Here is a 26,109-nt window from a genome sequence, read left to right as displayed (position 1 = left end):
TCTATAATCTCAATTGCTTTTTAACTTTACTAAGGTAGTAGAACTTCTTTCATACCATCTTTATCATCACTCTTTACAAATACAACATTCTGTTTACCTGTTAACTCTATCAGTTTTTCCTTACCAAGAATGATTGCGAGATTCTTAATAATTGAACGTTTTGCTGGTTCATCAAAATAAGTGAAAATAAATCTATATGGATAGCCACCTTCCTCAGCTAATGCAAAACTCTTTTGAAATATCTCTTTATCTAAAGAATCTACTGAATGACCAAAAATTACAATGTTTTTCGAAACTGGAACTCTAGTCGGAACAGCACGCCCTACAACAGAAGTATTTTTTACAGTATAATTTCTCTTAATAAAAAATTCTTCAAATTTATTTCCAGTTTCCTTAACAACCCTTTGATAATATTTTTGATAAGGTATTAAGTCACTATTAACATTAACTTCCTTATCTTCAATTCCAAAAACCATGGTATTAATTTGACCAATGGGTCTACCTAAATTAATTTGACCATGTATAAAATGAGTTCGTTCCTTAAAAGAATGGAATAAACGTCCTAAAGTATTAGTATAATTAAAATTTAATACATATGATCTTGATAAACCATTTACCGCATCCAATGCTGTTGGACTTGGTTTAATTTTATTAACTTTAAAATCAAGAAAGTCTATATAAGATAAATATATTTCTAACAATTCAATCAATAAATCAAGTTGATTAATAAATTCTGTATTTAACTTTTCCAATGCATCATCTCTTTGTAACAAATTCCAATTTTTCGTTGAATTAAATTCATAAAATTTTTCAACAACAAAGATTTTAGCAATAGCATTATTAGTCCTTCGGAGTTTATTCTTTAATCTTCTTAAATAATCTTTGTCAGATTCATTGACGTTATGATTAAATAAATCATTACTATTCTCTTTAAAATACATAATCGCATCTGCAAGGTTTGAAATCATTATTTCAAGATTTGACCAATTTTCTCCCAGATTATCTTTGTTTTCATTAATAAATTTCAAATACAAATTATCTTTATAATTGGATAACTTAATTTTTTTATACGGTTTAATAAATTTTCTAAAGTTTACTATGTACTTCTTTCTTGAACTTAAATCATTAGTAAACTCAATAAATTCTTCATACTTCGTTTTTCGCCCCATTGCAATATCAAAACCATTACCTAGAATTAAAATTGTATCTGCCATGTTTTTTTCTCCTCTACATTATAGATAATTATCAAAATTATACCACGAATCCACCAAAAAACGCCTTTAGATAATAATATATCTAAAGACGTTTGTTTTTATCCTGCCACTTGTTCTGCCTCTTCTACTTTCACTTTCTTATCCTTCTTACCTGAACCAGTCAATCGACGCTTACTATCTCGGATTGTATTCAGGTCCTTGAGGAGTTTGGTTAGGTGCTCTTTTTCTGGATAGGCTTCTGCGCTGGCTGCGGTATAGCGCATAAAGAGGTCGTAGATGCTGGTTAGTTCGGTACGGACTTGTCTGGTCTTGCCAACTTCCTTGGCAGACTTATGCGCACGCGCCTGACTTTCCACCTTATCATACTCCTCCTGCGCACTAATCACTGCCGTCAACATAGGTGTCAGTCCTAGACTGGTAACTGCTGTCTGGTAAGGTTCTTCACTCAGGGTTTTGAGCAGACTCTTGATTTCTGCCGTTTCCACATCATTGCTATGCTTGGTGATATCCTTGTACTTGGCAAAGACTGGTTTCAAGGTCTCATGGGCTTCTTTGAGTTTGGTATCCTTGATCTTAGCAAATCCCCGATGAAGAGTAAAGAAACCGACTAGGGCACTGTCACGATCGCGATCGACTTCGGTCAGGTTCGTCGCCTCTTTCTTTTCTACAATAGCGAGTTGGCCTTGGAAGTCTGCTAGCTTGCTCTTGAAGGAATCGAGGTGCTTGCTATACATAGGCTCGTCCTTATGTGCCTTGGCAAAGACTTCTAGTAGTTGACCTGTGTCAACCATGAGACTTTCAAACTCGCGGTTGGTAAAGTTGGTATAGCTTAGTGGACGGATAGTGAATATTTTTGTCATGATGATAACCTTTCTTTTTTCATTATTTCAAAAAGGAGTTTTCCCTTAAATTTATAAATCCATTCTAACAGTTACTTTAAAAGATTTGTCCCCCTTCCTCTGAACTGTCAATATTTCCGTCTAAAATGTACTTTTCAGGGCAAATCTTTTATTTCCAAAACAAAAAATCCCTATCTGACTGGAAACATATCCCGTCTGTCAGATAGAGACTCTTACTATTTTTAGATTTTAACTTTTCTAGCTTTAGAATACATATAAATTTTAGTAAAGCAGACTATTCGAAAGTTCGAAGACCTCAAAACTTTCTCAGATAGACTATCCGAAGCTTAGAATGCTCATAAATTTATGTATTTCTTGTCATTCTAAGTTTAGAATGCATATAAACTTTAGTAAATTCATATCTTCGAAACTTCGAATAGCTACCTACCCTACTCCAACTGGCTTTTAACCTTCTTCTTAGTCAAGATACGGTCGTTTTTGTTAGAGAGAGCTTTGATACGAGCTTCGAGAAGGATTTTCCGTCCGGCCTCTGTTCGTGTGTAGACGAGGTGATAGCGTCCGATAGTAGGCATCAGAAAGTTTAGGAATTTCTGTGCATCTTCCTTGCGCTTGTCAAAAAGACTAGGCACGACATAGTAAGGTGACTGACCTTGTCGGACTTTCTCTGTCTTCAAGAGATAGCGCTGGTTGTCCACTGGAGCAAAGAATTCTCCCACAGTCTGCGCAAACAATTCCTTATCTCTCATACTACCTCCCTTGAGATAGGCGAAAACCAAATAATTTTCCTTATCCTCCTCTACCTGAACACGAGATTGGTCATCTGTTAGATGCCCCGAATCTAGCAGAGCCTTTCGGATCTGCTCACCCAGAGATTGCAAACGTTTATAGGGACTCTTATAGCAGAGGTAGCGCCAAGATGCAAAGGCCAAAAAGAGGAGACAAGCTGCTGTAAGCCACCAAACTCCAGTCAGTCTCATTCTAAACAACAAAACCAATAAATCCACTGCTAACAGCAGCAAAGACATGCGTACCCATTTTAATGCATCAAACTGGAGCATGATTGGAATTTTCTGTTTTTGAGTCGCAACTTCAGTGACAATCTCAAATTGATCTGCCACTACGAGAGAATCGTACCATTTTTTGCGCAAACCTGCTCGATCCTTGGATAACATCTTAATCCGTTCGTTATACTCTCTGATTTGCTTTTTCTTAAAAGGGGGCTTTGGAAAATCCAAACGATCCAAACCGGTCTCAATACTCTCCTGATTATAGGCCAGTCCAAGAAAATGTTCCATCCGTCGCGACAAGGTTTGCAGATCCTGATTGCTCTCTGGTCTTGGCTCCTCACCAGGAAGAGTGATGAGCGCTTGCGCTTGAACGGCTACCAGATGCCAGATGTTACTGGTCTTTTCTGGATGTCCCGGCCAGATACGAATGGCACGCCCGCGCATCTGGTTACTCAGCATAAAGCTCCCCACAAAGCTTCCGAGGATTAGGGAATTGACACAAGGAGCATCCCAACCCTCTCCGAGGAGAGATTTGGTTCCGACTAGGACTTGGATCCGACCGCGTTGGAAAAGTTCCGTCACCGCCGCTACAATACCCTTAGCCGTACTAAGGAATCCCACCAGCACATAATCCTCTTGGTCTAACTGACCAATAGACGAAAAACTAAGATGAACCTGAGGCAAGAGTTCCTTCAACTCTGCTGCCACATTGGTGGGAAGAATAACGATACTCCCTGACAAGACAGCCAAAGATACAGCTATCTCTTGCTCCTGAGCTTTGCGACGAATGCTTTCAAAATAAGGGAGAACCCCCAACTGAGAAATGGTTGCCTGATTATCTCCCAGATAGGTGGCAAAATCCTTGCGAATATAATCCGCCAAGACGAGTTGTCGCAAATCTTGTCCCATACTCTTATACTCAGTCAGAAAAATATCTGCAATACCAGACAATTTCCCCAAAGACTGATTTAAAATCTTGTCCCTAGACTTGGACTTGACTAGAGAAACCTGTCGCTGTTCGATCAACCCCCGTGCTTTTAACTCCGATTCTAACTTTTCCCTAAATCCATTTGAATCCTCGTACCAATCTGGAGTTTGATAGAGAACGCTCTGCAACAACAGCTCGAGCCAGTAGGAGTTCACCTGAGGCAGACGTTTCGCCCCCAAAAGATTCTCTAAAGAGTCAGGAATGGTCAAGCCTTGAGAATGCATATAGATCAAAATAGCCGACAAGTACTTAGGGTCTTCTAGTAGAACATCGGATGAAATGTCTCCTTTGAATACCTTTGAACCTGACACTAGAGCTTGAAAGTCAGGATTGACCAAAAGCTGATGGATATACTCCCACTTTCTATCTTCAAACTGTTTGAGTCGTTCCGACTCTTCAGCTGTTGGTGAACAGATATAAACAAAATCCTGATGAGGACAGAGGGTGTCTTCCTTGACTAGTTCAGGTACCGTAATTTCTTGGTCAATTTCCCCACACATACGGATATAGCGTTCCCAGAGTTCAGGCTCGCTGTCATAAGGTGGTGTCGCTGTCAGGGAGATGACTTGCAGCTGTTCATACTGCTTGCGAAAGGCTTCCAGACTTTTCCACCATTCATTGCGCAGGTGGTGGCATTCATCCAAGCAAAGAGTAGCAACTTTCTGAGCTCTTAGACTTGCAAGCAAATCAAACCCCACAAAATCCTCTGCTTCTCCATCTTCTTGTGATTGCAATTGGTTCATGGCGCTATGAAAAGCCTGATAGGTCACAATCGTTAATGCTTTCATCTCCTTTAAGTTTTGGGAAACGAGATCTGAAATCTTCTGTTCGTTCTCTAAAAAGGCTGTTTGGATCCTATCCACCCATTGTTCTCGAATGGTGACAGTCGGAACCAAGACAAGGGCTGGGTTGCCAAAACGAGCGATCAGCTCGATACCAATGGTGGTCTTACCAGACCCTGGTGCCGCCACTAGGTGAACATGGCCATCTGTTTGATAGTTCTGAAAACGATCTAAGACTTCCTTTTGGTACTTTCTCCATCTTCCTTTAAATTTTAAATCTAACATTTCTTTCACCATTATATCTCTTGACTTACTCCTTTAATTGTACCACACTTATATAAAAAGCAAGATAAGGAATCAAATTAGTCTTTATAAGAAAAATATGGTATAGTAGAACCATACTATCTATAAGGAGTTTCTATGTCACAGCATAAGCAAATGAAAGCTGTTTCTCCCCTTCTACAGCAAGTCATCAATATCTCATCTATCGTCGGGGGAGTCGGCACCTTGATTTTCTGCATTTGGGCCTATCAGGCGGGTGTTTTACAGTCAAAGGAAACCCTATCAGACTTTATTCAGCAAGCTGGGCTTTGGGGGCCACCACTCTTTATCTTTTTACAAATCCTACAAACTGTTGTTCCGATTATTCCGGGAGCTTTGACCTCAGTGGCTGGGGTCTTTATTTACGGCCACATCATCGGAACTATCTATAACTATATCGGCATCGTGATTGGCTGTGCCATTATTTTTTATCTGGTGCGACTCTATGGAGCTGCCTTTGTCCAGTCCGTCGTCAGCAAGCGCACCTATGATAAATACATCGGCTGGCTTGATAAGGGCAATCGCTTCGATCGTTTCTTTATCTTTATGATGATCTGGCCAGTTAGCCCAGCTGACTTTCTCTGTATGCTGGCAGCCCTGACCAAGATGACCTTCAAGCGCTATATGATTATCATCATTCTGACCAAGCCCTTTACCCTAGTAGTTTATACTTATGGTTTGACCTATATTATTGATTTCTTCTGGCAGATGTTTTGAGAATAGAAAATAGCCTGATACTAAATATACTTTAGTATGGAAATCATGCCTATTTTTCGATAGTGAATTGAGGACTTACCCAGCCTTTCCGTCGTGATAAAAACACCTGAAATCTAATGGTTTCAGGTGTTCGGGAACTTTGAGACATTAGGCTCAAAGTTTAGGTATGGAATTTCGAAGAAAGTCGCTACCGTCCGTAATCACTTAAGGAAAGGCTCAAAAAAATTGCCTTCAAAGAAAACATCCGTTTGGTTGCCCAAGCGGATGTTTTCTTTGTTTTATTTTGCGACACTCTTAGCAAGGACAAAGTTCCCAAGTGTGGCAGAACCATTTCCAGCAACTGCTGGAGTGACGATGTAGTCACGCACGTCTGGTACTGGTAAGTAGCCGTTGAGAAGAGCAGTGAATTTCTCACGAACACGGTCCAGCATGTGTTGTTGGGCCATGACTCCACCACCAAAAACGATTACATCTGGACGGAAAGTCACTGTAGCATTGACCGCAGCCTGAGCGATGTAGTAGGCTTGAACATCCCAGACAGAACTGTTGAGTTCGATGTTTTCACCACGAACACCTGTACGGGCTTCGAGACTTGGACCGGCCGCAAAGCCTTCCAAACAGCCCTTGTGGAAAGGGCAAACACCGTTAAATTCTTTTTCTACATCCATTGGGTGTTTGGCCACATAGTAGTGCCCCATCTCAGGGTGACCTACACCTCCGATAAACTCACCACGTTGGATAACACCTGCACCGATACCTGTACCAATCGTGTAGTAAACCAAGTTTTCGATACGGCCACCAGCATTGTTACGAGCAACCACTTCACCATAGGCAGAGCTGTTTACGTCTGTTGTGAAATACATGGGTACATTTAGGGCACGACGAAGGGCACCAAGTAGGTCTACATTTGCCCAGTGAGGTTTTGGAGTCGTTGTGATAAAGCCATAGGTTTTTGAGTTTTTGTCGATATCGATAGGACCGAAGGAACCGATGGCAAGACCTGCAAGATTATCGAATTTTGAAAAGAACTCGATGGTTTTATCGATGGTCTCGATAGGAGTTGTTGTAGGAAATTGTGTTTTTTCTACAATGTTAAAATTTTCATCTCCGACAGCACAGACGAACTTTGTACCGCCCGCTTCTAAGCTTCCATATAATTTTGTCATGATAAACCTCTTATCTTTATTTTCTCTATTATAGCACATTTTAAAGGGCTAGATTTCTCAATATTTTAGATTTTCCTCTGTAAATCTTACCATCCAAGTAAAAACGAACAAACATGATATTTGTTCGTTTTGTTTTTAGATTTGATTTTCAAAGAGGACTAGGCTTTCACTTCAATGATAGCATCACCCTTGACAACTGAACCGCTTGCGACTGGTGTCACAGAAGCGTAGTCTGATGTGTTGGTTACGATAACCATTGTTGTGTCGTCAAGACCTGCTGCAGCGATTTTATTTGAGTCAAAGGTTCCAAGAACGTCACCAGCTTTGACCTTGTCGCCTTGAGCAACCTTTTGTTCAAATCCTTCGCCATCCATAGACACTGTATCAATACCAACGTGGATAAGAATTTCAGCACCATTTTCAGTTTTCAAACCATAAGCATGTCCTGTTGCAAAGGCGATTGATACTTCTGCATCAGCTGGTGCGTAAACCACACCTTGGCTTGGTTTTACAGCGATCCCTTGTCCCATTGCACCACTTGAAAAGACTGGGTCGTTAACATTCTCAAGAGCAACAACATCACCAACGATAGGAGTTTGGATTGTTTCATTTTGAAGAGTATCAAACTCTTCCACTACTGGTGCTTCTACTGTAGTTTCAGTAACTGTTTCTGCAGTTGCTGCTGCAACCTCATCAGCAAAGACACCTGCCGCTTTTGTTTTACCATAGAAATAAGTTAAAGCAAAGGCTGCAACAAATGAAATCACTTCTGCAACTACATACATAGGGATTGAACCTGCTTTAATAGATAGGAATCCGATAAATCCAGCTGCTCCCAAAGAAACTGCAATGACATGGGTCAAACCTGCCACAAAGGCACCAACTGCTGAACCAGCAAGAGCACAGAAGAATGGGAATTTATATTTCAAGTTCACCCCAAATAGGGCAGGCTCAGTAATCCCAAGGAAAGCAGAGACAGCCGCAGAACTTGACAATCCTTTAGTTTTAGCATTTTTAGTCAAGAAGTAGATTGCGAGAGTGGCTGCACCTTGCGCCACGTTTGCCATTGAAGCAACAACAAAGATGTAGTCACCAAATCCAGTACCGTTATTATTGTATGCCGATAATAACTGAGTCTCAATAGCAGGGAATGATTGGTGAAGCCCCGTCATAACAATCAATGAGTATGTTCCACCAAAGAGCCCCATACCAAATGCACCTGTAGTATTGTATAGCCATACAATAACATTAGTAATCGCATCAGAAACCACCAACATCACAGGACCAATAACTGTAAAAGTTAGGAATCCTGTAATCATAACTGATAAAAGCGGAGTAAAGGTGAAGTCAACCGCAGAAGGCAATTTCTTGTGGAAGAATTTTTCTAAAGTTGCCAACAACCAGACAGCTACAAGGACTGGGATTACTTGGTAAGCGTAGTTTGTTTGTGTAACATGGTAACCTAAAATATCCCAAAAAGCTTCTTTACCACCCAAATCTGGTGTGGTCATAATCATACCGATAGCCGCACCAAGAAATTGGTTTGCCCCAAAACGTTTAGCCGCTGAAATCCCTACTAAAACAGGTAAGAACATAAATGGGGCAGCAGACATCAATTGAATCATCGCTGAGATCCCTTTGATAGCAGGGTACATGTCTTCAATAGATTGAGGTCCAAATAAGTCTGGTGATGTCAAGAAGTTACGTAATGCCATCAAAAGACCACCCGCAACCAATGCAGGAATGATTGGAACAAAGATGTCTGACAAAAGCTTAATCAAATCCATCAATGGATTAAATTTTTTGTCTTTATTCACAATCTCTTTTAAATCATCTGTGGAAGCTTCTTTCAAACCTGTTTTTTTGATGATTTCTGCATATACAAAGTTAACGTCTCCGGGACCAATAATAATTTGGTATTGTCCGTTTGTGCTAAATGTACCTTTAACATCAGCATTGTTATCTAAAGCTGCTTGGTTTACTTTTGTTTCATCTTTTAATACCAGACGAAGGCGGGTCGCACAATGTGCTGCAGCTACAAGATTCTCTTTGCCGACAGCCTCAATGACCTCGGCAGCAACTTTACTATAATCCATAGCAAAAATCTCCTTATAAAATTTTGTTCTTGTTTGAAAGCGATTTTATTCGCCCTACGACTATTATTTTATCACGTTTCTAAAATATGTCAAGCGTTTTGCAGAACTTTTTATTTCCTTTATTTTTTCTCTGATTATTTTTGCTCGTTTTTGAGGAAATTTTCTTTTTCCTCAAAAAAATATCTTTATATTTGAGGAATCAAGGCTTTTATTTACATTTCCTTTCATTTTTTCGTGAAAATTTACCAGATTCCCTTTGTTTGATTTCTGGCAATCGTTTGACATTTTTTTCTTTTTTTTAACATAAAAGACTTGCTTTTTTTGCCGAAAACGTTTACTATTAATAATAGAATAGAACTTATGGAGGAAAGATAAAATGGAATGGACAACCGAGCGTCGTTATAGACCCTATGAAGATTGGACGCAAGAAGAAATTCAACATATAAAGGAAAAGATGGCACAATCTCCCTGGCATACTCATTACCATGTTGAGCCAAAAACAGGACTTCTCAACGACCCAAATGGCTTTTCTTACTTTGATGGCAAGTGGGTCCTCTTTTACCAGAATTTTCCTTTTGGTGCAGCACACGGTTTGAAATCTTGGGCACAGCTAGAAAGTGATGATTTAGTGCACTTCACAGAAACTGGAGTCAAAATTTTGCCAGATACTCCATTGGATAGTCACGGTGCCTACTCTGGTTCTGCCATGCAGTTTGGCGATAACTTGTTCCTATTTTATACAGGAAATGTCCGTGATGAAAACTGGATTCGTCACCCATACCAGATTGGTGCTTTGATGGATAAAGATGGTAAGATTACGAAAATTGACAAAATCTTGATTGGCCAACCATCTGACTCTACTGACCACTTCCGCGACCCGCAAATTTTTAACTTCAAAGGTCAATACTATGCTATCGTCGGTGGACAGGACTTGGAGAAAAAAGGCTTCGTCCGTCTCTACAAGGCTGTTGACAACGACTACACAAACTGGCAAGCAGTTGGCGACCTTGACTTCGCTAACGATCGCACTGCCTACATGATGGAATGCCCAAATCTGGTCTTTGTAGGGGAGCAACCTGTCCTTCTCTACTGTCCACAAGGATTGGATAAAAAAGTTCTAGACTACGATAATATCTTTCCAAATATGTACAAAATCGGGGTTTCCTTTGATCCTGAAAACGCTAAAATGGTAGATGTGTCTCAACTTCATAATCTAGACTATGGTTTCGAAGCCTATGCAACTCAAGCCTTCAACGCTCCTGACGGACGTGCACTAGCAGTAAGTTGGCTTGGGTTACCAGATGTAGCCTACCCATCTGATCGATTTGATTATCAAGGTGCCCTCTCACTCGTTAAGGAACTGACCATCAAAGATGGGAAACTCTACCAATACCCTATCGCAGCTATCAAAGAACTTCGTTCTTCTGAAGAGGTCTTCTCAAATCGTACTCAAACCAACAACACCTATGAACTCGAGCTCAACTTGGAGGCCAATAGCCAGAGCGAGATTATCTTACTTGCTGATCAAGAAGGCAAGGGACTTTCCATCAACTTTGACCTTGTCAATGGACAGGTGACAGTGGATCGTAGTCAGGCTGGTGAACAGTACGCCCAAAAATTTGGGACGACTCGTTCTTGCCCTGTCAATAACCAAGCTATTACTGCTACTATCTTCATCGACAAGTCAGTCTTTGAAATTTTCATCAATAAAGGAGAAAAAGTATTTTCTGGTCGTGTCTTCCCACATGCGGACCAAAATGGGATCCTCATCAAGTCTGGAAACCCAACTGGAACTTACTATGAATTAGATTATGGTCGCAAAACTAACTGATGTCGCAAAACTTGCAGGCGTCAGCCCCACTACTGTCTCACGGGTCATCAATAAAAAGGGTTATCTATCTGAGAAAACCATTCAAAAGGTTAATGAAGCCATGCGAGAGCTAGGCTACAAGCCCAACAATCTGGCTCGAAGTCTCCAAGGAAAATCTGCCAAGTTGATTGGACTCATTTTTCCAAACATCAGTCATGTCTTTTATGCGGAGTTGATTGACAAGTTGGAACACCAACTCTTCAAAAATGGTTACAAGACCATCATCTGTAACAGCGAACATGACTCTGAAAAAGAACGGGAGTATATCGAAATGCTGGAAGCCAATCAGGTAGACGGTATCATTTCTGGAAGTCACAACTTGGGAATTGAAGACTACAATCGTGTGACAGCACCGATTATTTCCTTTGACCGAAACCTATCACCAGACATCCCTGTCGTCTCCTCTGATAACTACGGTGGCGGGGTCCTCGCAGCCCAAACTCTGGTTAAGACAGGCGCCCAGTCTATCATCATGATTACAGGAAATGACAACTCTAATTCACCAACTGGACTACGCCATGCTGGCTTTGCCTCTGTTCTCCCGAAAGCGCCTATTATCAATGTTTCGAGTGACTTTTCTCCCGTCAGAAAAGAAATGGAAATCAAGAATATCTTGACCCATCAGAAACCAGATGCGATTTTTGCTTCGGATGATTTGACAGCTATTCTGGTGATCAAAATCGCTCAGGAGCTGGGAATTTCTGTTCCTGAAGGGCTCAAGGTCATCGGCTATGATGGGACCTACTTTATCGAGAACTACTATCCTCATTTGACAACGATTAAGCAACCTATGAAAGAGATTGCCCACCTCACTGTTGATCTCCTCTTGCAGAAGATTGAAGGTAAGGAAGTCGCGACAACTGGTTATTTCTTACCAGTCACCCTATTACCAGGAAAAAGTATTTAATACTCTTCGCAAATCTCTTCAAACCGCGTCAGCGTCGCCTTACCGTAGATATATGTAACTGACTTCGTCAGTCTTATCTACAACCTCAAAGCAGTGCTTTGAGCAGCCTGCAGCTAGCTTCCTAATTTTCTTTTTGATTTTCATTGACTATAAGCACAAGAAAACTCAGACTGATTTGTCTGAGTTTTTTATGATCTTAAGTTTTCGAGATAACGCTGGGCTGTCTCTAAGTTAAAGGTTTTATCTGCGATGAGGCGCTCAACGAGGGGAGCAACTTCGGACTCCCTAGCACCTGCTAGGAGCGCTAGGGATTTGGCCTGTAATTTCATGTGACCTTGCTGGATTCCCGTACTTACCAAGGCTTTGAGGGCCGCAAAGTTTTGGGCAAGGCCGATGGACACGATAATCTGAGCTAATTCTTTGGCAGAAGGATTTCCTAGTAGTTCATGACTAAGGGCTACACGAGGATTGAGACCGATAGAGCCACCCTTGGTCGCTACCGGCATGGGTAGGGTCATCTCACCGACCAATTCTTCTCTTTCCATGTCCAGCGTCCATTGACTAAGACCTTGATAGCGTCCATCTCGACTGGCAAAGGCATGGGCCCCAGCTTCGATGGCACGCCAGTCATTACCAGTGGCAATCAAAATGGCATCAATACCATTAAAAATCCCTTTATTGTGAGTAGCTGCTCGGTAGGGATCAGCCTGTGCAAACTGGCTAGCCAAAGCTATTTTCTCCGCAATTTCTCGTCCTTGGTCCCTTTGAGGGTTCAAATGGCGAAAGGCGATACGACAGCTTGCAGTCACCAGAGAATCGGTCGCGTAGTTGGACAAAATTCCCATAAGACTCTGTCCCTGACTGAGTTCTTCTAAGACTGGTTTCAAGGCTTCCAGCATGGTGTTGAGCATATTGGCTCCCATGGCTTCCTGAGTATCGACATGGAGATAAACAACGAGAAAGTCTGTTTCACCTTTGATCTGCTCTACATGCAAATCACGCGCCCCGCCACCACGTTTGACGATAGAAGGATAGGCTTGATTGGCAAGTTCCAAGAGCTCCGCCTTCTTGCTGGCAATCTTCTCTTGCGCTTGTTCAGGATCAGCAACTTGATAAAGGGCTACCTGACCAATCATCTGACGCTCATGTACTTGAGCAGTAAAGCCACCTGCTCGCTTGATGATTTTACTTGCATAGCTGGCCGCAGCAACCACTGAGGGTTCTTCTGTCACATAGGGAACTGTGTAGTCCTGACCGTTCACCAAAAGCTCTGGAATGATAGAATAAGGCAGAGAAAAAGTTCCCACTACATTCTCACTCAGCTGATCTGCAATTGCCAAGCTGATTTGTTCATCCTGCTCCAGACTGGTTTGCTTTTCAGGACTAAGGAGCGCCTGAGCTTTCAGTAACTCAAGGCGCTCATGGTATGACTTTTTAGAAAATCCATTCCAACTTCTCTTCATTATTTTTCAACCTTGCTATAACGACGTTGGTGGTCGAGAATTTCAACCAAGGCATAGTCTTGATTTTCAAAACCTGCAAACTGGGCTGAACCAGATTCATCCAACTCTACCTCTTCGAAGAAGACTTTTTCATAGTCTTCAACAGACAATGCTGTACGTTGCTTGAGTTTGCTCAAGCGATCCTTATCAAGGTAAGTTTCATAACCTTCTACCAGTTCTCCACTAAAGAACTCTGAAACCGCTCCACTTCCGTAACTGTAGAGGACAATTTTATCTCCAGCCTTCAAATTTTCTGCATTTTCCAAAAGGGAGAGAAGCCCAAGGAAGAGGGAACCTGTGTAGATATTCCCAATCATCTGACTGTAGAGAATGGACTTATCAAAGTTTTCTTGCAGACTATCCTTTTTTTCCTGAGACAAAGTCTTATCCATCATCTTGCGCAAGCCTTTTAGGGCCAACTTAGGATAAGGTAAGTGGAAGCAGATGGCCGAAAAATCATTCATAGTCCAATCATAACGTTTCTTGTATTCATCCCAAGTCGTCGTAAGACTGTCAAGATATTGCTGAGTTGAGTATAAGCCGTTTACATAAGGAGTGGTTGAATAGTTTGGGCGCCAGAAATCCATAATATCACGCGTTTGGGCAACATTATCATTGTTAAAGGCCATGGTACGCGGATTTTGCGTAATCAACATCGCCACACTCCCAGCTCCCTGAGTTGGTTCACCTGGAGCCGCTACACCATACTTGGCAATATCGCTAGCGATGACCAAGACCTTGGACTTTGGAGAATTTTCCACATGCAACTTGGCATAATGGAGGGCAGCTGTTGCTCCGTAACAAGCTTCTTTGATTTCAAAACTGCGAGCGAACGGCTGGATACCTAATAGACCGTGAACAAAGACCGCTGCTGCCTTACTCTGGTCAATTCCTGACTCGGTCGCCACGATGACCATATCGATTTCTTCTTTTTCTTTATCTGTGAGGATAGAGTTGCTTGCACTGGCAGCTAAGGTGACAACATCCTCAGTCAATGGTGCAATGCTAATTTCGTTTAACAAGAGTCCCTTGCTAAATTTTTCGGGGTCAACTCCTCTTGCTTCTGCCAGGTCTTGTAATTTCAAGACATATTGACTGGTCGCAAAACCAATCTTATCAATACCGATTGTCATATTTACCTCTGTTTTTTCATTCATTGTAAAAAATCGTTCTATTCTATTTTATCACAAATAGGAACAAATGAGAGAAAAAAGACCTGATTCAACAAATCAAGTCTTTGCTTTGACAGCATTAGGAGGATATGCCTCGCTGTTTTCGGATATAGTAATAAAGCTTCAGAATCACTGTTCCACTGGCCATCCCGATGGAAATGACCAGAGCCAACATAACTACTAGTGTTGCACTGGTAAGGGCATGACTGTAATCGCCTGTCACAAAGAAGGCTGTCGTTCGATAGGATAGATAACCGGGCACCAAGGGGGCAAGAATGGCCAAGACAAAGACCACTGCTGGCGTCTTATAGACAATACTTAAAATTTGGCTGATACAAGAACCAACCACCGCTGCAATAAAGGTCGCAACAATAACATTGGTTGGTTCTTTGAGCACGAGGTAGAGGAGCCAGACACCCATTCCCAGAACACCACCAGGTAGGAGCATGGAGCGCTGAACATTTAGTACGATTAGAAAGGTGATAATGGCGAGTAAACTCGCCACTGCTTGGAGTAAAATACTTGTTAGAGTCATCTTATGTCATCAAAACCAGGGCGACGGAGGTGCCGGCCCCTAAAGCGAGGGTAATGAGCAAGGATTCAAACATCTTGCTCATACCAGAGTTGATATGGTTGGTCATGATATCCCGAACTGCATTTGTCAGAGCAATCCCTGGAACAAAAGGCATGACGGCTCCCGCTATGATCAAGTCTGCCGTCGAAGGAAATCCTGTATAGCGGGCCCAGAACTGGGCAATCAAGCCAAAAACAAAGGCACCCGCAAAGGCGGTTACAAAAGGAATGCGGACAAACTTCTCTACATAGAGAGAAAAAGCAAAACCAAGCAAGGTCGCAATGGCTGCACCAAAAGCATCATAGGTATTCCCCCCGAACATAATCGAGAAAAAAGGGGCACTGAGAGTTGCTGCAATAGTCACTTGGAACTTGGTATAAGGAAGAGCTTGATTTCTGATTTCCTTTAGCCTTTCAAAAGCCGTAGAGAGATCGATCTGCCCTCCGACAAGCTCCCGTGATACTTGGTTGACATCGCAGACTTTTTCGATGTTGTAGGAGGAAGAAGTTACCCGTTTCATACGAGAAATATTGGTATTCTCAATAGAAAAGAAAATAGCTGCTGGCATGGCAAGAACGTTGCAATCCACTATTCCCTGTGAATGAGCGATACGGATCATGGTGTCCTCAACCCGATAAATCTCCGAACCGCTTTTTAAGAGAATGGTTCCAGCTAACATAATGACATCAATAACGGCATTCAACTCTCTTGATTCGTCCATTTTCTCCTCCTTTTCTGCTTCCTATATTTTATCACAAAAATCAATGAAAAAAAATCTTTGTCATGAAATCATGACAAAGATTCGTTTAATCTCGAGAACTTTCACGTGTTCCTTCACTATTTGATTGACTAGTTGAAGGAGTGTTTCCTTGTTGGTTCCCCTGGTTTGGAGTTGTAGAAGAACCTTGGTTCCCACGTTGTGCAGAACTAGAAGATGAAGTTGATGGTGGTGTTTTCGGTTTGTAGATGGAAAGTTTGATACGCGTACTAGCAAGGTCAACCTCTTCACCCGCTTTTGGTGTTTGATCTACAACTGTACCTTCTGCTGTCCCCTCAGGAGCAGTCGAAACCTCGACAACCTCAATATTGGCCTCTTTTACACCGACAATCTGAGTCAAATTATTCTTTGTAAATTCGAGACTTGAACCAATATAACTTGGCATAGAAACGCTTGTTACTTTCTTAGCAACCGTTAAAGTAATTGTGCTGGCTTTTGAAAGATCATAAGTCGTACCTGCCGCAGGACTTTGTCTGAGAATGGTTCCAGGTTTGCTTTCGCTGGATTCTTCCTCTTCCATCTTGATTAGATTTTCAGGAACCTTCTTCTCCTTGAGTTCGGCTACGACATCCGTATACTTGCGTCCGACGTAATTGCTCAATTGGAAGGATTGCTTACCAGAAGAAACAATCAAATTGACCTTGGTTCCTTCTTTTCGGCCGCTACCAGCTTCTGGATCCGTTCGAATAACACGTCCTTCTGCTACGGTATCGCTGGCCTCTGACTTTTCTTCACCAGCTTCAAACTTGGATTTTTTAAGAGCTTCCTTAGCCTCTGCAACGGTTTGTCCAGCCACGTCAGGAATAGGAATCGTTGCTGGTGTTCTTGATAAAATCCAGACCAAAGAGGCTGCAACCAATAGAAGACTGGCCAAAAGAATCATATAGCGAGCCTTAAACTTCCGTTTCTTGGCTGGCTTTGGCGCTGGAGCCGGCTCTGCCACTGGTTGAGTTGGTTTCTTTGGCTGAGGGCGTTCTTCTTGCGCCGGAGCTTTAGGAATCGAGGTCAGTGTACTTTGTGGAACTTTAGGTAAAGTCTTAGTGTCTGCCTTACTCGCATCGTCAAAGACCAGTTTCGGTTCATTTCGACGATTATAAGACAAGCTAGTTGACAAGTCCATATACATTTCTGAAACAGACTGATAGCGATCAGACAATTTCTTAGCAGTTGCCTTGATGACAACATTTTCCAAAGCCTGAGGGACAGATGGGTTTTCAGCAATGACGGACGGAAGTGGCTTCTGGAAATGCTGGAGGGCAATCGTAACCGCGCTATCTCCATCATAAGGGATATGTCCCGTCAGCATCTCATAGAAGATAATCCCCATCGCATAGATATCGCTCTGGAAAGTCGCTTTAGAACCACGCGCTTGCTCAGGTGACAAATAATGAACCGAACCCAGCATCGAGTTGGTCTGGGTCAGACTCGTCTCTGCAAAGGCCACTGCAATCCCAAAGTCAGTAACTTTAGCAGTTCCATCTGGTGTCAAGAGGATATTTTGAGGTTTCAAATCTCGGTGAACAATTCCTCTAGCATGAGCTAAACGCATAGCCAAAAGAATCTGTCCCATAATCCGAACCGCTTCTTCATTTGAAAGAGGATAGTGTTCTTTGATATAACGCTTGAGGTCAAGTCCTGCTACGTATTCCATAGCTAGGTACTGTTGGCCATCTTCCTCACCGATATCTGTTATCCGAACGATATGAGGATGGTCCAGATCCGCCATAGCCCTCGCTTCCCGCTGGAAACGTGCCACAGCAATCGGGTCCGTCTGGTAGTTGGTCCTCAGGACCTTAACTGCCACCTCTTCCCCATCTAGGATCAAATCCTTGGCCAAGTAAACATCTGCCATGCCTCCTCGACCAATCTGCTTGACAATCCGATACCGCCCGGCAAAAATCTTGCCGATTTGGATCATTCTGCCGCCTCCTCGTTCATGTAAACAAGGGCAACCGTAATGTTGTCTAAACCTCCTGCATTGTTAGCGAAACGAATGAGGGTTGCTGCCTTATCTGCTAGAGAAATATCGCTGGTTACGATATCATAAATCTCGCTTGCCGAAATCATATTGGTCAAACCGTCACTATTGAGCAAGAGATAATCTCCTGACTCCAGTGTAATCATCCCAAAATCAGGCTGGATTTCATCTTTTTGTCCAATAGACTGTGTGATGATATTCTTTTGAGGGTGAGTTTCTGCCTCTTCTGGAGTCAATTGACCAGCCTTGAGCAATTCATTAACCAAGGAATGGTCACTCGTCAACTGGTGGTATTCTTCTCCACGAATCAAACCGATACGAGAATCTCCAATGTGAGCATAGATGGCTTGGTTGTCAATAAACGCAACAGCTTCTAGCGTTGTCCCCATGCCTCTGTAGGCTTCGTCCTGACCTAGTTGATGAATTTTTTGATTTTCAATCTCCAGGTAGTGGGCAAACCACTCACGAACTTCATTGACTGAGTTAATTTGGGTATCCACCCAATCCACACCGAGGTCTGTGACTGCCATCTCACTAGCGATATTTCCTGCACGGTGTCCTCCCATCCCGTCAGCCAAGATGATCATAGTGCGTCCTGCTCGGTTGACAAAGTGATTGACATAGTCCTGATTATTTGTACGTTTCTGACCAACATCTGTTAATAATGCTATTTCCATTGTGTCAGTTCCTTCCTATTCTGATATCTTGCGAAATTGGCTAATAAAGAATCCATCACTTCCATACAATTCAGGAGTAATCAGGATGCAGCCATCTTTCAGGATATCTTTACATTCGTGTTCTAGTTTAACCTGCTCAAACTCGGGATGACTTTCTAAAAATGCCTCAACGACTTGAAAGTTCTCCTCAGAGACAATAGTACAGGTACTATACGTTATTATACCACCTTTTCGTAGTGTTTGACAAACACTACCTAATATTTCCAGCTGAATTTCCTGTAGGAACGTGAAATCTGCTGTTTCTTTATTGTATTTGATGTCTGGTTTGCGACGTAAGAGCCCAATACCAGAACAGGGAGCATCTACCAAAATCTTATCAAAAGAGTCCCGACCGAAAAACTCATGCACTTTTCTGGCATCCAATTTTTGCGTTTGCACTCGATCTGCCACACTCAGACGTTGGGCATTTTCTTGGATTAAGTCCAACTTATGGTCATACAAGTCCAAAGCTGTCACCTTACCAGATGTGAGGTAAGAGGCCATATGGGCTGTTTTCCCACCCGGAGCGGCACAGGCATCTAGGACCTGTTCATGGCCTTGTAAATCAAGAGTGGGAGCAACCAGTTGACTGGACTCATCTTGGATGGTTATGGCCCCTTCTGCGAACAAATCATGTCCTGCAAAGTGGCCTTGCTCCTTGACCAAACCAGAAGCGGCCAAAGGTGAATCACTCGCCTTTAACACGGCCTTGATTTCCTCTTTTCGGCTCAAGTCAGTCACTCTAATGCTGGCTTTGTTGCGCACCAATAGGCTTTCAAAAATAGCTTGGGCTCGCTCTTCGCCGTATTCTTCCTTGAGCTTAGATACTAGCCAAACTGGGAGAGAATAGGCAATGGAATCACGCTTATTTTTTCGCTTAATACTGGCAATATCCGGCCAGCCTTCTCGCAAAATACGACGAAGGACAGCGTTGACCAATTTTTCACTGCCTTTTTTACGGGCTTTGGCTAGTTCCACTGCTTCATTGACTACAGCATGGTCAGGCACCTTATCCAGATAACGGACTTGATAGGCGCTCATAAGGAGTAGGATATAGAGCCAGTTATCTAGCTTGTCTCGGTCTTGGATAAAGTGGGACAAATACCATTCTAAGGTGAGTTTGCGGGCTACCGTTCCGTAAACAATCTCTGTCACCAAACCCTTGTCTGCTGCTGAGAGTTGACTGCCCTTGAGGTGTTTGTTTAAGGCAATATTTGAGTAGGCTTGGTTGACAAAAACATCCTCTAACACTGTTAGAGCTAGACTTCTAGCCGTTTCTACTTTAGTCACCAAATCGTTCTCCTACAGTCAATGTCCGTCCAACTCCGTTGAGGAAGGAAGCAATGTCCATCTTAGGTTTACCAGCTGGCTGCACTTGCTTGAGAGATAGAGCTCCTTCGGCCGTTGCGACGATCAATTCTTTCTTGCCAATAGAGAGGATCTCACCTGGATTTCCCTGACCTTCTACTGGTAGGGCTTCATAGATCTTAAAGCGGTCGCCTTTGAGAAAAGTATGAGCAACAGGCCATGGATTCATCCCACGGATTTGGTTGAAGAGTTGGCGATTGGTTTTAGTCCAATCGAGTTTCTCTTCTTCTGGCTTAATATTTGGCGAGAAAGTGACTTGACTAGGATCTTGTGGTTCAGGTTGGATTTCTCCTGCTAAGTAGCCAGGTAGCGTATCCAAAAGCAAGTCCCGACCAACAATCGCTAATTTTTCAAACAAGGTGCCGACATTGTCCTCATCTGTGATGGGAATACTGCGACGGGAAATCATATCACCTGCATCCATTTCTTTAACCATTTCCATGATAGTCACACCAGCTTCCTCATCCCCTTGAATCAAGGCATAATGAATAGGAGCGCCACCACGGTGTTTGGGAAGGAGGGATGCGTGAACGTTGACCGCAAAATTCATGCTATCAAGAAGTTTGCTTGGGAGAAACTGCCCAAAAGCAGCGGTCACAATCCCATCCGCTCCTAAATTCATAATCGCTTCCAGATCTGGACTTCCAGATAATTTTTCTGGTTGGTAGATAGGAAGACCTGCTTCTTTAGCAACCCGCTTGACTGGGGTTTCTTGGATCACTTTTTTACGGCCGACAGCACGGTCTGGCTGGGTCACAACTGCTAGAATCTCGTAACGATCATCTGATAACAAACCCTTCAAAACTGTCGCTGAAAAATCAGGGGTCCCCATAAAGATTAGTTTTGTCATTTCTTCTCCTTCTTATAAAAATTGCTGCGGTTCGTGGTCAATGCTGAGACGAAGCTCGCTATTTTCCCGTTCTTGAGTCAAGACCAAGACCTGATTGAGTGTTGGACTCAGCTCATCTTCTAAACGGTATTTAATCAAAATTTGGTAATGATAAAGGTTGTGGGTACGGGCAATGGGTTTTGGTGTCGGTCCAAGGATTTTACTAGTTTCCGATAAACCTGAGTGCAAAATTCCCATGACTTCATAAGCACGTTTGACAACCTCTTCTTCTTTCTTATGAGAGAGGGTAATCCCAATAGTGAAATAATAAGGCGGGTAACCGAGTTGGCGCCTGATACTCATTTCATAGGCATAAAAACCTTCGTAGTCTTGGTCTTTGGCAAAACGAATGGCATAGTGCTCAGGATTGTAAGACTGGATCAAGACCTGCCCAGCCTTTTCAGCACGACCTGCCCGGCCAGCCACCTGGGTCAAGAGTTGGAAGGTTCTCTCAGAAGAACGGAAATCAGGCAAATTCAAGGCTGTATCCGCATTGAGCACTCCTACCAAGGTCACATTTGGAAAATCCAAGCCCTTGGCAATCATCTGAGTTCCCAGCAAGATATCCGCTTCCCCTTGACCGAACTGGTCAAGTAAGGCTTGGTGACTGCCTTTCCTACGGGTCGTATCCACATCCATTCGCAGAATGCGGGCCTGAGGAAAGAGCTCTGCTAGTTCATCGTAGGCTTTCTGAGTCCCCGTCCCGTAGTAACGAATACTGCGACTCTGACAGTTGGGACAGACATGAGGAATTCCCTTAGAAAAGCCACAGTAATGGCAATTCATAGTCTTGGTATCCATGTGGAGAGTCAGAGAAATGTCACAGTTGGGACAAGTATCCACAGTCCCACACTCCCTACACATAACAAAGCTAGAATAGCCCCGACGATTGAGCATGAGGACTACCTGCTCTTTTTTATCCAGGCGGTCTTGGATAGCTTCTAGCAAAGGAGGGGTGAAGTTTGATGTCTCATTTTGTCCGATATAGTCCCGAAAGTCAATCACTTGAACCTCAGGAATCGTGGCTAAAGGATTAGCTCGTTGGGTTAGTCGTAAGTGGTGGTAGACACCTTTTCCAGCCCGCGCACGGCTTTCCAGACTTGGTGTCGCTGAACCAAGGACCAGGGCTGCTTGATTGTACTGGGCCCGTAGAATGGCGACCTCTCTGGCATGATAACGGGGATTGCTGTCTTGTTTGTAGCTAGCCTCATGCTCTTCATCGATAATCATGACACCCAGATTTTTCAAAGGAGCAAAGATAGCTGACCGAGCGCCAACAACAACTTGGGCATCTCCACGCTCAACCTTGCGCCATTCGTCGTACTTCTCACCATTGGATAGGCCTGAGTGAAGAATGGCTACTTTCTCACCGAAACGAGCAATGAAACGCTCCGTCATTTGTGGCGTCAGAGAAATCTCTGGTACCAGCAAAATGGCCGTCTTACCCTTGTCCAAGGCTCCTTGGATGATCTGTAAGTAAACCTCCGTTTTCCCACTTCCTGTAATCCCTTGAAGGAGGAAAGGAGGCTGTTGACTACCAATAGCACTGACAACGGCATCACGCGCCTGTCTTTGTTCTGGATTCAATTCCAAAGGTTGGCTGGCTTCAATGCCTTCAAAATAAGTAGCTGAGCGTTGCACTTCCTTTTGGACTATGGACACAGCTCCTTGCTCCACAAAAAAGTTGACTTGCTCCCGCGAATAAGACTCTAACAAACTAGCCAGAGGAGCACTCTCAGGATGAGACAGCAAACAGTCTCTCAGCTCTGCCTTTTTCTTGGCACGCGCAGAAATCTCGATACGTTCTAACTGGTCAACATGGACCTCATACCAAGACTGGGTCTTGACCTTTTTTTGATCGACTGCCTGGTATTCTAAACGAAGTAGACCTTTTCTGGTCAAGCGCATCATTTCTGCCTGTTTGGCAAGGTCTAGAGAAGAAAAGGCTAGCGAATCTTCTGAACCAAACAAGCGCTCTTTGTCTTGCCGACTCAGACCTTCCAGAGGATAGAGAATCTTATCATAACTGGAGTTTAAAAATCCAGGCAACATGGCTTTTAGGATGGAGATTTTGTAAGAAAAGACGGACTTGCGTAATTCCTCAGCCAACCAGAGTTGCTCCTGAGTCAAGACAGGAGAAAAATCTAGCACTTCTGCAATCTCCTTCAAGTCCTGATCAGCCACCTCTTCATCCAACTGGGACTCCAGACCTAGCACAATTCCTTGGATCAAGCGATTGCCTTTACCGAAGGGGACATGAACCCGCATACCGGCTTCCAGCATCTCTACAAATTCCTCTGGGACCTTATAGCTGTATGGCTGGTCCGTCTGCATCAGGGGAACATCCACGATAATCTTTGCGTTCGCCATCTTCTCACCTCCTTCTTGTCAGTAAATTCTTGCAATAGAAAAAATAAGATTGAGTCCCCCCAACCTTAAATTTTTTCACCATCTTCTTTTTCTTTAGCAATTTGCTCTTTGATTTTCTTTTCTTCTTCTTCTCTGCGGCGTTTTTCTTCTTCGATACGGAGACGAACCGCTTCACGTTTTCCTTCTGGATCTGGGTGAATCGTAACGTTTCCAGACTCGATTTCTTCTAAAGCACGAAGAGTTGATTTTTCAGACTTAAACTCTTGAGTTGCTGGCGCGCCTGCTTCTAGTTCGTGGGCACGTTTTGCTTCCAAGATTACGAGTGAATATTTTGATGGCACCTTGTCGAGCAAGGTATCAATAGAGGGTTTTAACATCATTTGCTTGTACCTGTTTCCTATAGTTTATCGAGTAGTTGGAGATTTTGGCAACATCTCCTGATAGTGACCAATGACACGGTCCACACGGAAGTGTTCTGCTTCGATCACACGCTTGACACGTTCAGCAGCGAGGGGCACCTGATCGTTGACAATGGCATAATCATACTCACGCATGAGAGCAATTTCTTCCTTGGCTTTTTCGATTCGTTGGGCAATCACTTCTGCACTATCTGTTCCACGACCCACCAAACGATCTTGCAATTCATCCAAATCTGGTGGCGTTAGAAAGATAAAGACAGCGTCTGGAACCTTTTTCTTAACCTGAAGGGCTCCTTGGACTTCAATCTCAAGAAAGACATCGATTCCCTTGTCCAAAGTTTCATTGACATAGGTTAGAGGAGTCCCATAGTAGTTACCGACATATTCTGCATATTCCAACATCTGACCTTGACGGATCAGCTCTTCAAACTCTTCACGAGTACGGAAGAAATAGTCCACTCCATCCACTTCACCAGGACGTTGCGCACGTGTCGTCATCGATACAGAGTATTGAAATTGATTCTCAGAACTCTCAAAAATCTCTCTTCTAACCGTCCCTTTCCCAACTCCTGAAGGACCAGAAAAAACGATTAGCAAGCCTCGGTCTGCCATTATGTCTCCTTTAGTTAGTCTGTGAAATAAAGTAAAATTTCTCTTGGATACTGATGATAACGTCAGTTATCCTTCTACAGTCTTTCTATCTAGTGTAACAAAAAAGCAGTAATTTTTCAACTGCTCTTTCTTATTTATTTAGCATAATCTACTGCACGAAGTTCGCGGATCACGGTTACCTTGATATTTCCTGGGTAATCGAGATTATTTTCAATTTTCTCACGAACTTTGTGAGCTAAGATTGTGACTTTGTCGTCTTTGATTTGTCCTGGATTAACCATGATACGAATTTCACGTCCTGCTTGAAGAGCAAAGCTATTTTGCACTCCTTCAAAGCCATTGGCGATTTCTTCCAAGTCATGGAGACGCTTGATATAGCTTTCAAGAGATTCACTACGAGCACCTGGACGCGCTGCACTCAAGGCATCTGCTGCTGCAACGATCACTGCGATGACGCTTTCTGCTTCCACATCACCGTGGTGGCTAGCAATGGTATTCACCACAACTGGGTGTTCCTTGTACTTACGAGCCAACTCCGTACCAATCTCAACGTGGCTACCTTCAACCTCGCGGTCAATAGCTTTCCCGATGTCATGAAGGAATCCAGCACGACGAGCAAGAGCTGCATTTTCACCAAGTTCACTGGCGATGATACCAGATAACTTAGCAACCTCAATCGAATGACGCAAGACATTTTGTCCATAAGAAGTACGGAACTGCAAGCGTCCCATGATCTTCATCAAGTCTGGATGAAGGTTTGGCGCACCAATCTCATAGGCAGCAGCCTCACCATATTCACGGATTTTATTGTCAATCTCCTGACGGTTTTTCTCCACCAACTCCTCAATACGAGCTGGGTGGATACGGCCATCCTTGAGCAACATTTCCATGGTCATACGAGCAATCTCACGACGAATCGGATCAAATCCTGACAAGGTTACCACTTCTGGCGTATCGTCGATAATCACATCGACCCCTGTCAAACTTTCAAAGGTACGAATATTACGTCCTTCACGACCGATAATGCGTCCCTTCATGGTATCGTCTGGTAGATGAACTGTAGAGTTTGTTGACTCCGCTACATAGTCACCAGCGATACGCTGCATAGCCTGAACCAAGATATCTTTCGCAATCTTGTCTGAACGTTCCTTGACTTCTTGCTCAGCCTCACGAATGCGACTAGCAATTTCCTTGGTCAAGTTTTCCTCTGTCTGAGCCAAGATAATATCTCGAGCCTCAGTTTGGGAAAGGGAACCGATACGTTCAAGTTCAGCTTCTTTTTGTCTTTCGACTTCCTCTAATTGCTCTTCACGTGCATCAAGGTTTTTTGCTCTATCAGAAATACTTTGTTCTTTTTGTTCAAGTGTTTTTTCTTTGTTCGTCAAATTGTCGTCCTTACGGTCAAGGCTCGTAGCTCTCTCCGTCAAACGACTTTCAATTTGCTTGAGCTCCTGACGTTCTGACTTAAATTCAGCGTCCACTTCTTCACGGTATTTTCTGGCTTCCTCTTTGGCCTCCAATAGTGCTTCTTTTTTAAGAGACTTGCTTTCGCTCTTGGCTTCATTTAGCAATAAATCCGCTTCGCGCTCAGCTTGTCCTCGTAAATTAGTTGCTTCTTGTTCAGCATTTAGAAGCATCAACTCTGCAGCCTCTTGAGATGATTTCATCTTAGCTGAGATGCTGACATATCCAATGACTAAACCAATGATGACGGCAAAAACAGCAATCGCAAGTGTCATGATTTCCATGTTTTTACCTCATTAAATTTGTTTATCGAATGACATACATTCCTTAATATTCTAT

Annotated in this window: 20 protein-coding genes; 3 read left to right on the top strand and 17 right to left on the bottom strand. The window is 43.0% G+C overall.

The annotated features are described in order from the left end of the window. Positions 1-29: 29 nt before the first annotated feature. The 3 genes from HMPREF9188_RS02975 to HMPREF9188_RS02965 form a co-directional block, all read right to left on the bottom strand. On the bottom strand, positions 30-1,214 hold the full coding sequence (locus tag HMPREF9188_RS02975) for an AbiH family protein (RefSeq protein ID WP_009729860.1): 1,185 nt from the start codon (positions 1,212-1,214) through the stop codon (positions 30-32). 98 nt (positions 1,215-1,312) lie between these two features. After that, positions 1,313-2,074 (bottom strand): DUF6261 family protein, encoded by a 762-nt coding sequence (locus tag HMPREF9188_RS10475; RefSeq protein ID WP_009729859.1) that lies wholly within the window; start codon positions 2,072-2,074, stop codon positions 1,313-1,315. 428 nt (positions 2,075-2,502) lie between these two features. Next, a complete protein-coding gene (locus HMPREF9188_RS02965; protein WP_033588961.1) occupies positions 2,503-5,136 on the bottom strand; it encodes a DEAD/DEAH box helicase family protein in 2,634 nt (877 codons plus the stop codon). 135 nt (positions 5,137-5,271) lie between these two features. Here HMPREF9188_RS02965 and HMPREF9188_RS02960 point away from each other — a divergent pair, with 135 nt between their 5' ends. Next, entirely contained in the window at positions 5,272-5,889 is a 618-nt protein-coding gene (locus tag HMPREF9188_RS02960; protein WP_009729857.1) for a TVP38/TMEM64 family protein, read from the top strand. Positions 5,890-6,167: 278 nt separating this feature from the next. Here HMPREF9188_RS02960 and scrK read toward each other — a convergent pair whose 3' ends face one another. Both scrK and HMPREF9188_RS02950 read right to left on the bottom strand, forming a co-directional pair. Continuing rightward, the gene (gene scrK, locus HMPREF9188_RS02955) at positions 6,168-7,055 is read right to left on the bottom strand and encodes a fructokinase ScrK (protein ID WP_009729856.1); all 888 of its coding nucleotides are present in this window, start codon (positions 7,053-7,055) and stop codon (positions 6,168-6,170) included. Between the two features lie 158 nt (positions 7,056-7,213). Then, the gene (locus HMPREF9188_RS02950) at positions 7,214-9,151 is read right to left on the bottom strand and encodes a sucrose-specific PTS transporter subunit IIBC (protein WP_009729855.1); all 1,938 of its coding nucleotides are present in this window, start codon (positions 9,149-9,151) and stop codon (positions 7,214-7,216) included. A 376-nt stretch (positions 9,152-9,527) separates the two neighbouring features. Between HMPREF9188_RS02950 and HMPREF9188_RS02945 the strand changes: the two genes are divergently transcribed. Together HMPREF9188_RS02945 and HMPREF9188_RS02940 are read left to right on the top strand one after the other, a co-directional pair. Continuing rightward, positions 9,528-10,982 (top strand): sucrose-6-phosphate hydrolase, encoded by a 1,455-nt coding sequence (locus tag HMPREF9188_RS02945; protein ID WP_009729854.1) that lies wholly within the window; start codon positions 9,528-9,530, stop codon positions 10,980-10,982. Further along, positions 10,963-11,928 carry a LacI family DNA-binding transcriptional regulator gene (locus HMPREF9188_RS02940; protein ID WP_009729853.1) on the top strand — a complete coding sequence of 322 codons (966 nt, stop codon included), beginning with the start codon at positions 10,963-10,965 and terminating at the stop codon, positions 11,926-11,928. The genes HMPREF9188_RS02945 and HMPREF9188_RS02940 overlap by 20 nt, the downstream gene beginning before the upstream one ends. Before the next feature lie 188 nt (positions 11,929-12,116). Here the strand turns inward: HMPREF9188_RS02940 and HMPREF9188_RS02935 are convergent, their stop codons facing one another. From HMPREF9188_RS02935 to HMPREF9188_RS02880, 12 genes are all read right to left on the bottom strand, one after another. Then, positions 12,117-13,391, bottom strand: coding sequence for a hydroxymethylglutaryl-CoA reductase, degradative (locus HMPREF9188_RS02935; protein ID WP_009729852.1), 1,275 nt, complete (start codon positions 13,389-13,391; stop codon positions 12,117-12,119). Next, a complete protein-coding gene (locus HMPREF9188_RS02930; protein ID WP_009729851.1) occupies positions 13,391-14,563 on the bottom strand; it encodes a hydroxymethylglutaryl-CoA synthase in 1,173 nt (390 codons plus the stop codon). The genes HMPREF9188_RS02935 and HMPREF9188_RS02930 overlap by 1 nt, the downstream gene beginning before the upstream one ends. 118 nt (positions 14,564-14,681) lie before the next feature. Continuing rightward, positions 14,682-15,137 carry a threonine/serine exporter family protein gene (locus HMPREF9188_RS02925; protein WP_000176910.1) on the bottom strand — a complete coding sequence of 152 codons (456 nt, stop codon included), beginning with the start codon at positions 15,135-15,137 and terminating at the stop codon, positions 14,682-14,684. A 1-nt stretch (position 15,138) separates the two neighbouring features. After that, positions 15,139-15,897, bottom strand: a complete 759-nt coding sequence (locus tag HMPREF9188_RS02920) for a threonine/serine exporter family protein (RefSeq protein ID WP_000344546.1) — start codon at positions 15,895-15,897, stop codon at positions 15,139-15,141. A gap of 85 nt (positions 15,898-15,982) precedes the next feature. After that, complete coding sequence (gene pknB / locus HMPREF9188_RS02915) at positions 15,983-17,872, bottom strand: Stk1 family PASTA domain-containing Ser/Thr kinase (RefSeq protein ID WP_009729850.1); 1,890 nt, start codon at positions 17,870-17,872, stop codon at positions 15,983-15,985. Then, entirely contained in the window at positions 17,869-18,609 is a 741-nt protein-coding gene (locus HMPREF9188_RS02910; RefSeq protein ID WP_000401533.1) for a Stp1/IreP family PP2C-type Ser/Thr phosphatase, read from the bottom strand. Before HMPREF9188_RS02910 ends, pknB begins: the two co-directional genes overlap by 4 nt. 15 nt (positions 18,610-18,624) lie before the next feature. Further along, entirely contained in the window at positions 18,625-19,938 is a 1,314-nt protein-coding gene (rsmB, locus tag HMPREF9188_RS02905; protein ID WP_009729849.1) for a 16S rRNA (cytosine(967)-C(5))-methyltransferase RsmB, read from the bottom strand. Then, complete coding sequence (fmt, locus tag HMPREF9188_RS02900; protein WP_009729848.1) at positions 19,931-20,866, bottom strand: methionyl-tRNA formyltransferase; 936 nt, start codon at positions 20,864-20,866, stop codon at positions 19,931-19,933. Before fmt ends, rsmB begins: the two co-directional genes overlap by 8 nt. 12 nt (positions 20,867-20,878) lie before the next feature. Next, positions 20,879-23,275 (bottom strand): primosomal protein N', encoded by a 2,397-nt coding sequence (locus tag HMPREF9188_RS02895; protein ID WP_009729847.1) that lies wholly within the window; start codon positions 23,273-23,275, stop codon positions 20,879-20,881. A 65-nt stretch (positions 23,276-23,340) separates the two neighbouring features. Then, complete coding sequence (gene rpoZ / locus HMPREF9188_RS02890) at positions 23,341-23,655, bottom strand: DNA-directed RNA polymerase subunit omega (RefSeq protein WP_002875802.1); 315 nt, start codon at positions 23,653-23,655, stop codon at positions 23,341-23,343. 24 nt (positions 23,656-23,679) lie between these two features. Then, positions 23,680-24,306 carry a guanylate kinase gene (gene gmk, locus HMPREF9188_RS02885; RefSeq protein ID WP_000775041.1) on the bottom strand — a complete coding sequence of 209 codons (627 nt, stop codon included), beginning with the start codon at positions 24,304-24,306 and terminating at the stop codon, positions 23,680-23,682. 134 nt (positions 24,307-24,440) lie between these two features. After that, positions 24,441-26,054: a ribonuclease Y gene (locus tag HMPREF9188_RS02880; protein WP_000404959.1), complete on the bottom strand. Its 1,614-nt coding sequence runs from the start codon at positions 26,052-26,054 to the stop codon at positions 24,441-24,443. Positions 26,055-26,109: the final 55 nt, after the last annotated feature.

The sequence above is a fragment of the Streptococcus sp. F0441 genome (assembly GCF_000314775.2).
In the GTDB taxonomy this organism is placed as follows: Bacteria; Bacillota; Bacilli; order Lactobacillales; family Streptococcaceae; genus Streptococcus.
Note: the sequence above shows the minus strand (reverse complement) of the source record. Positions and strands in the feature narration are given on the sequence as shown.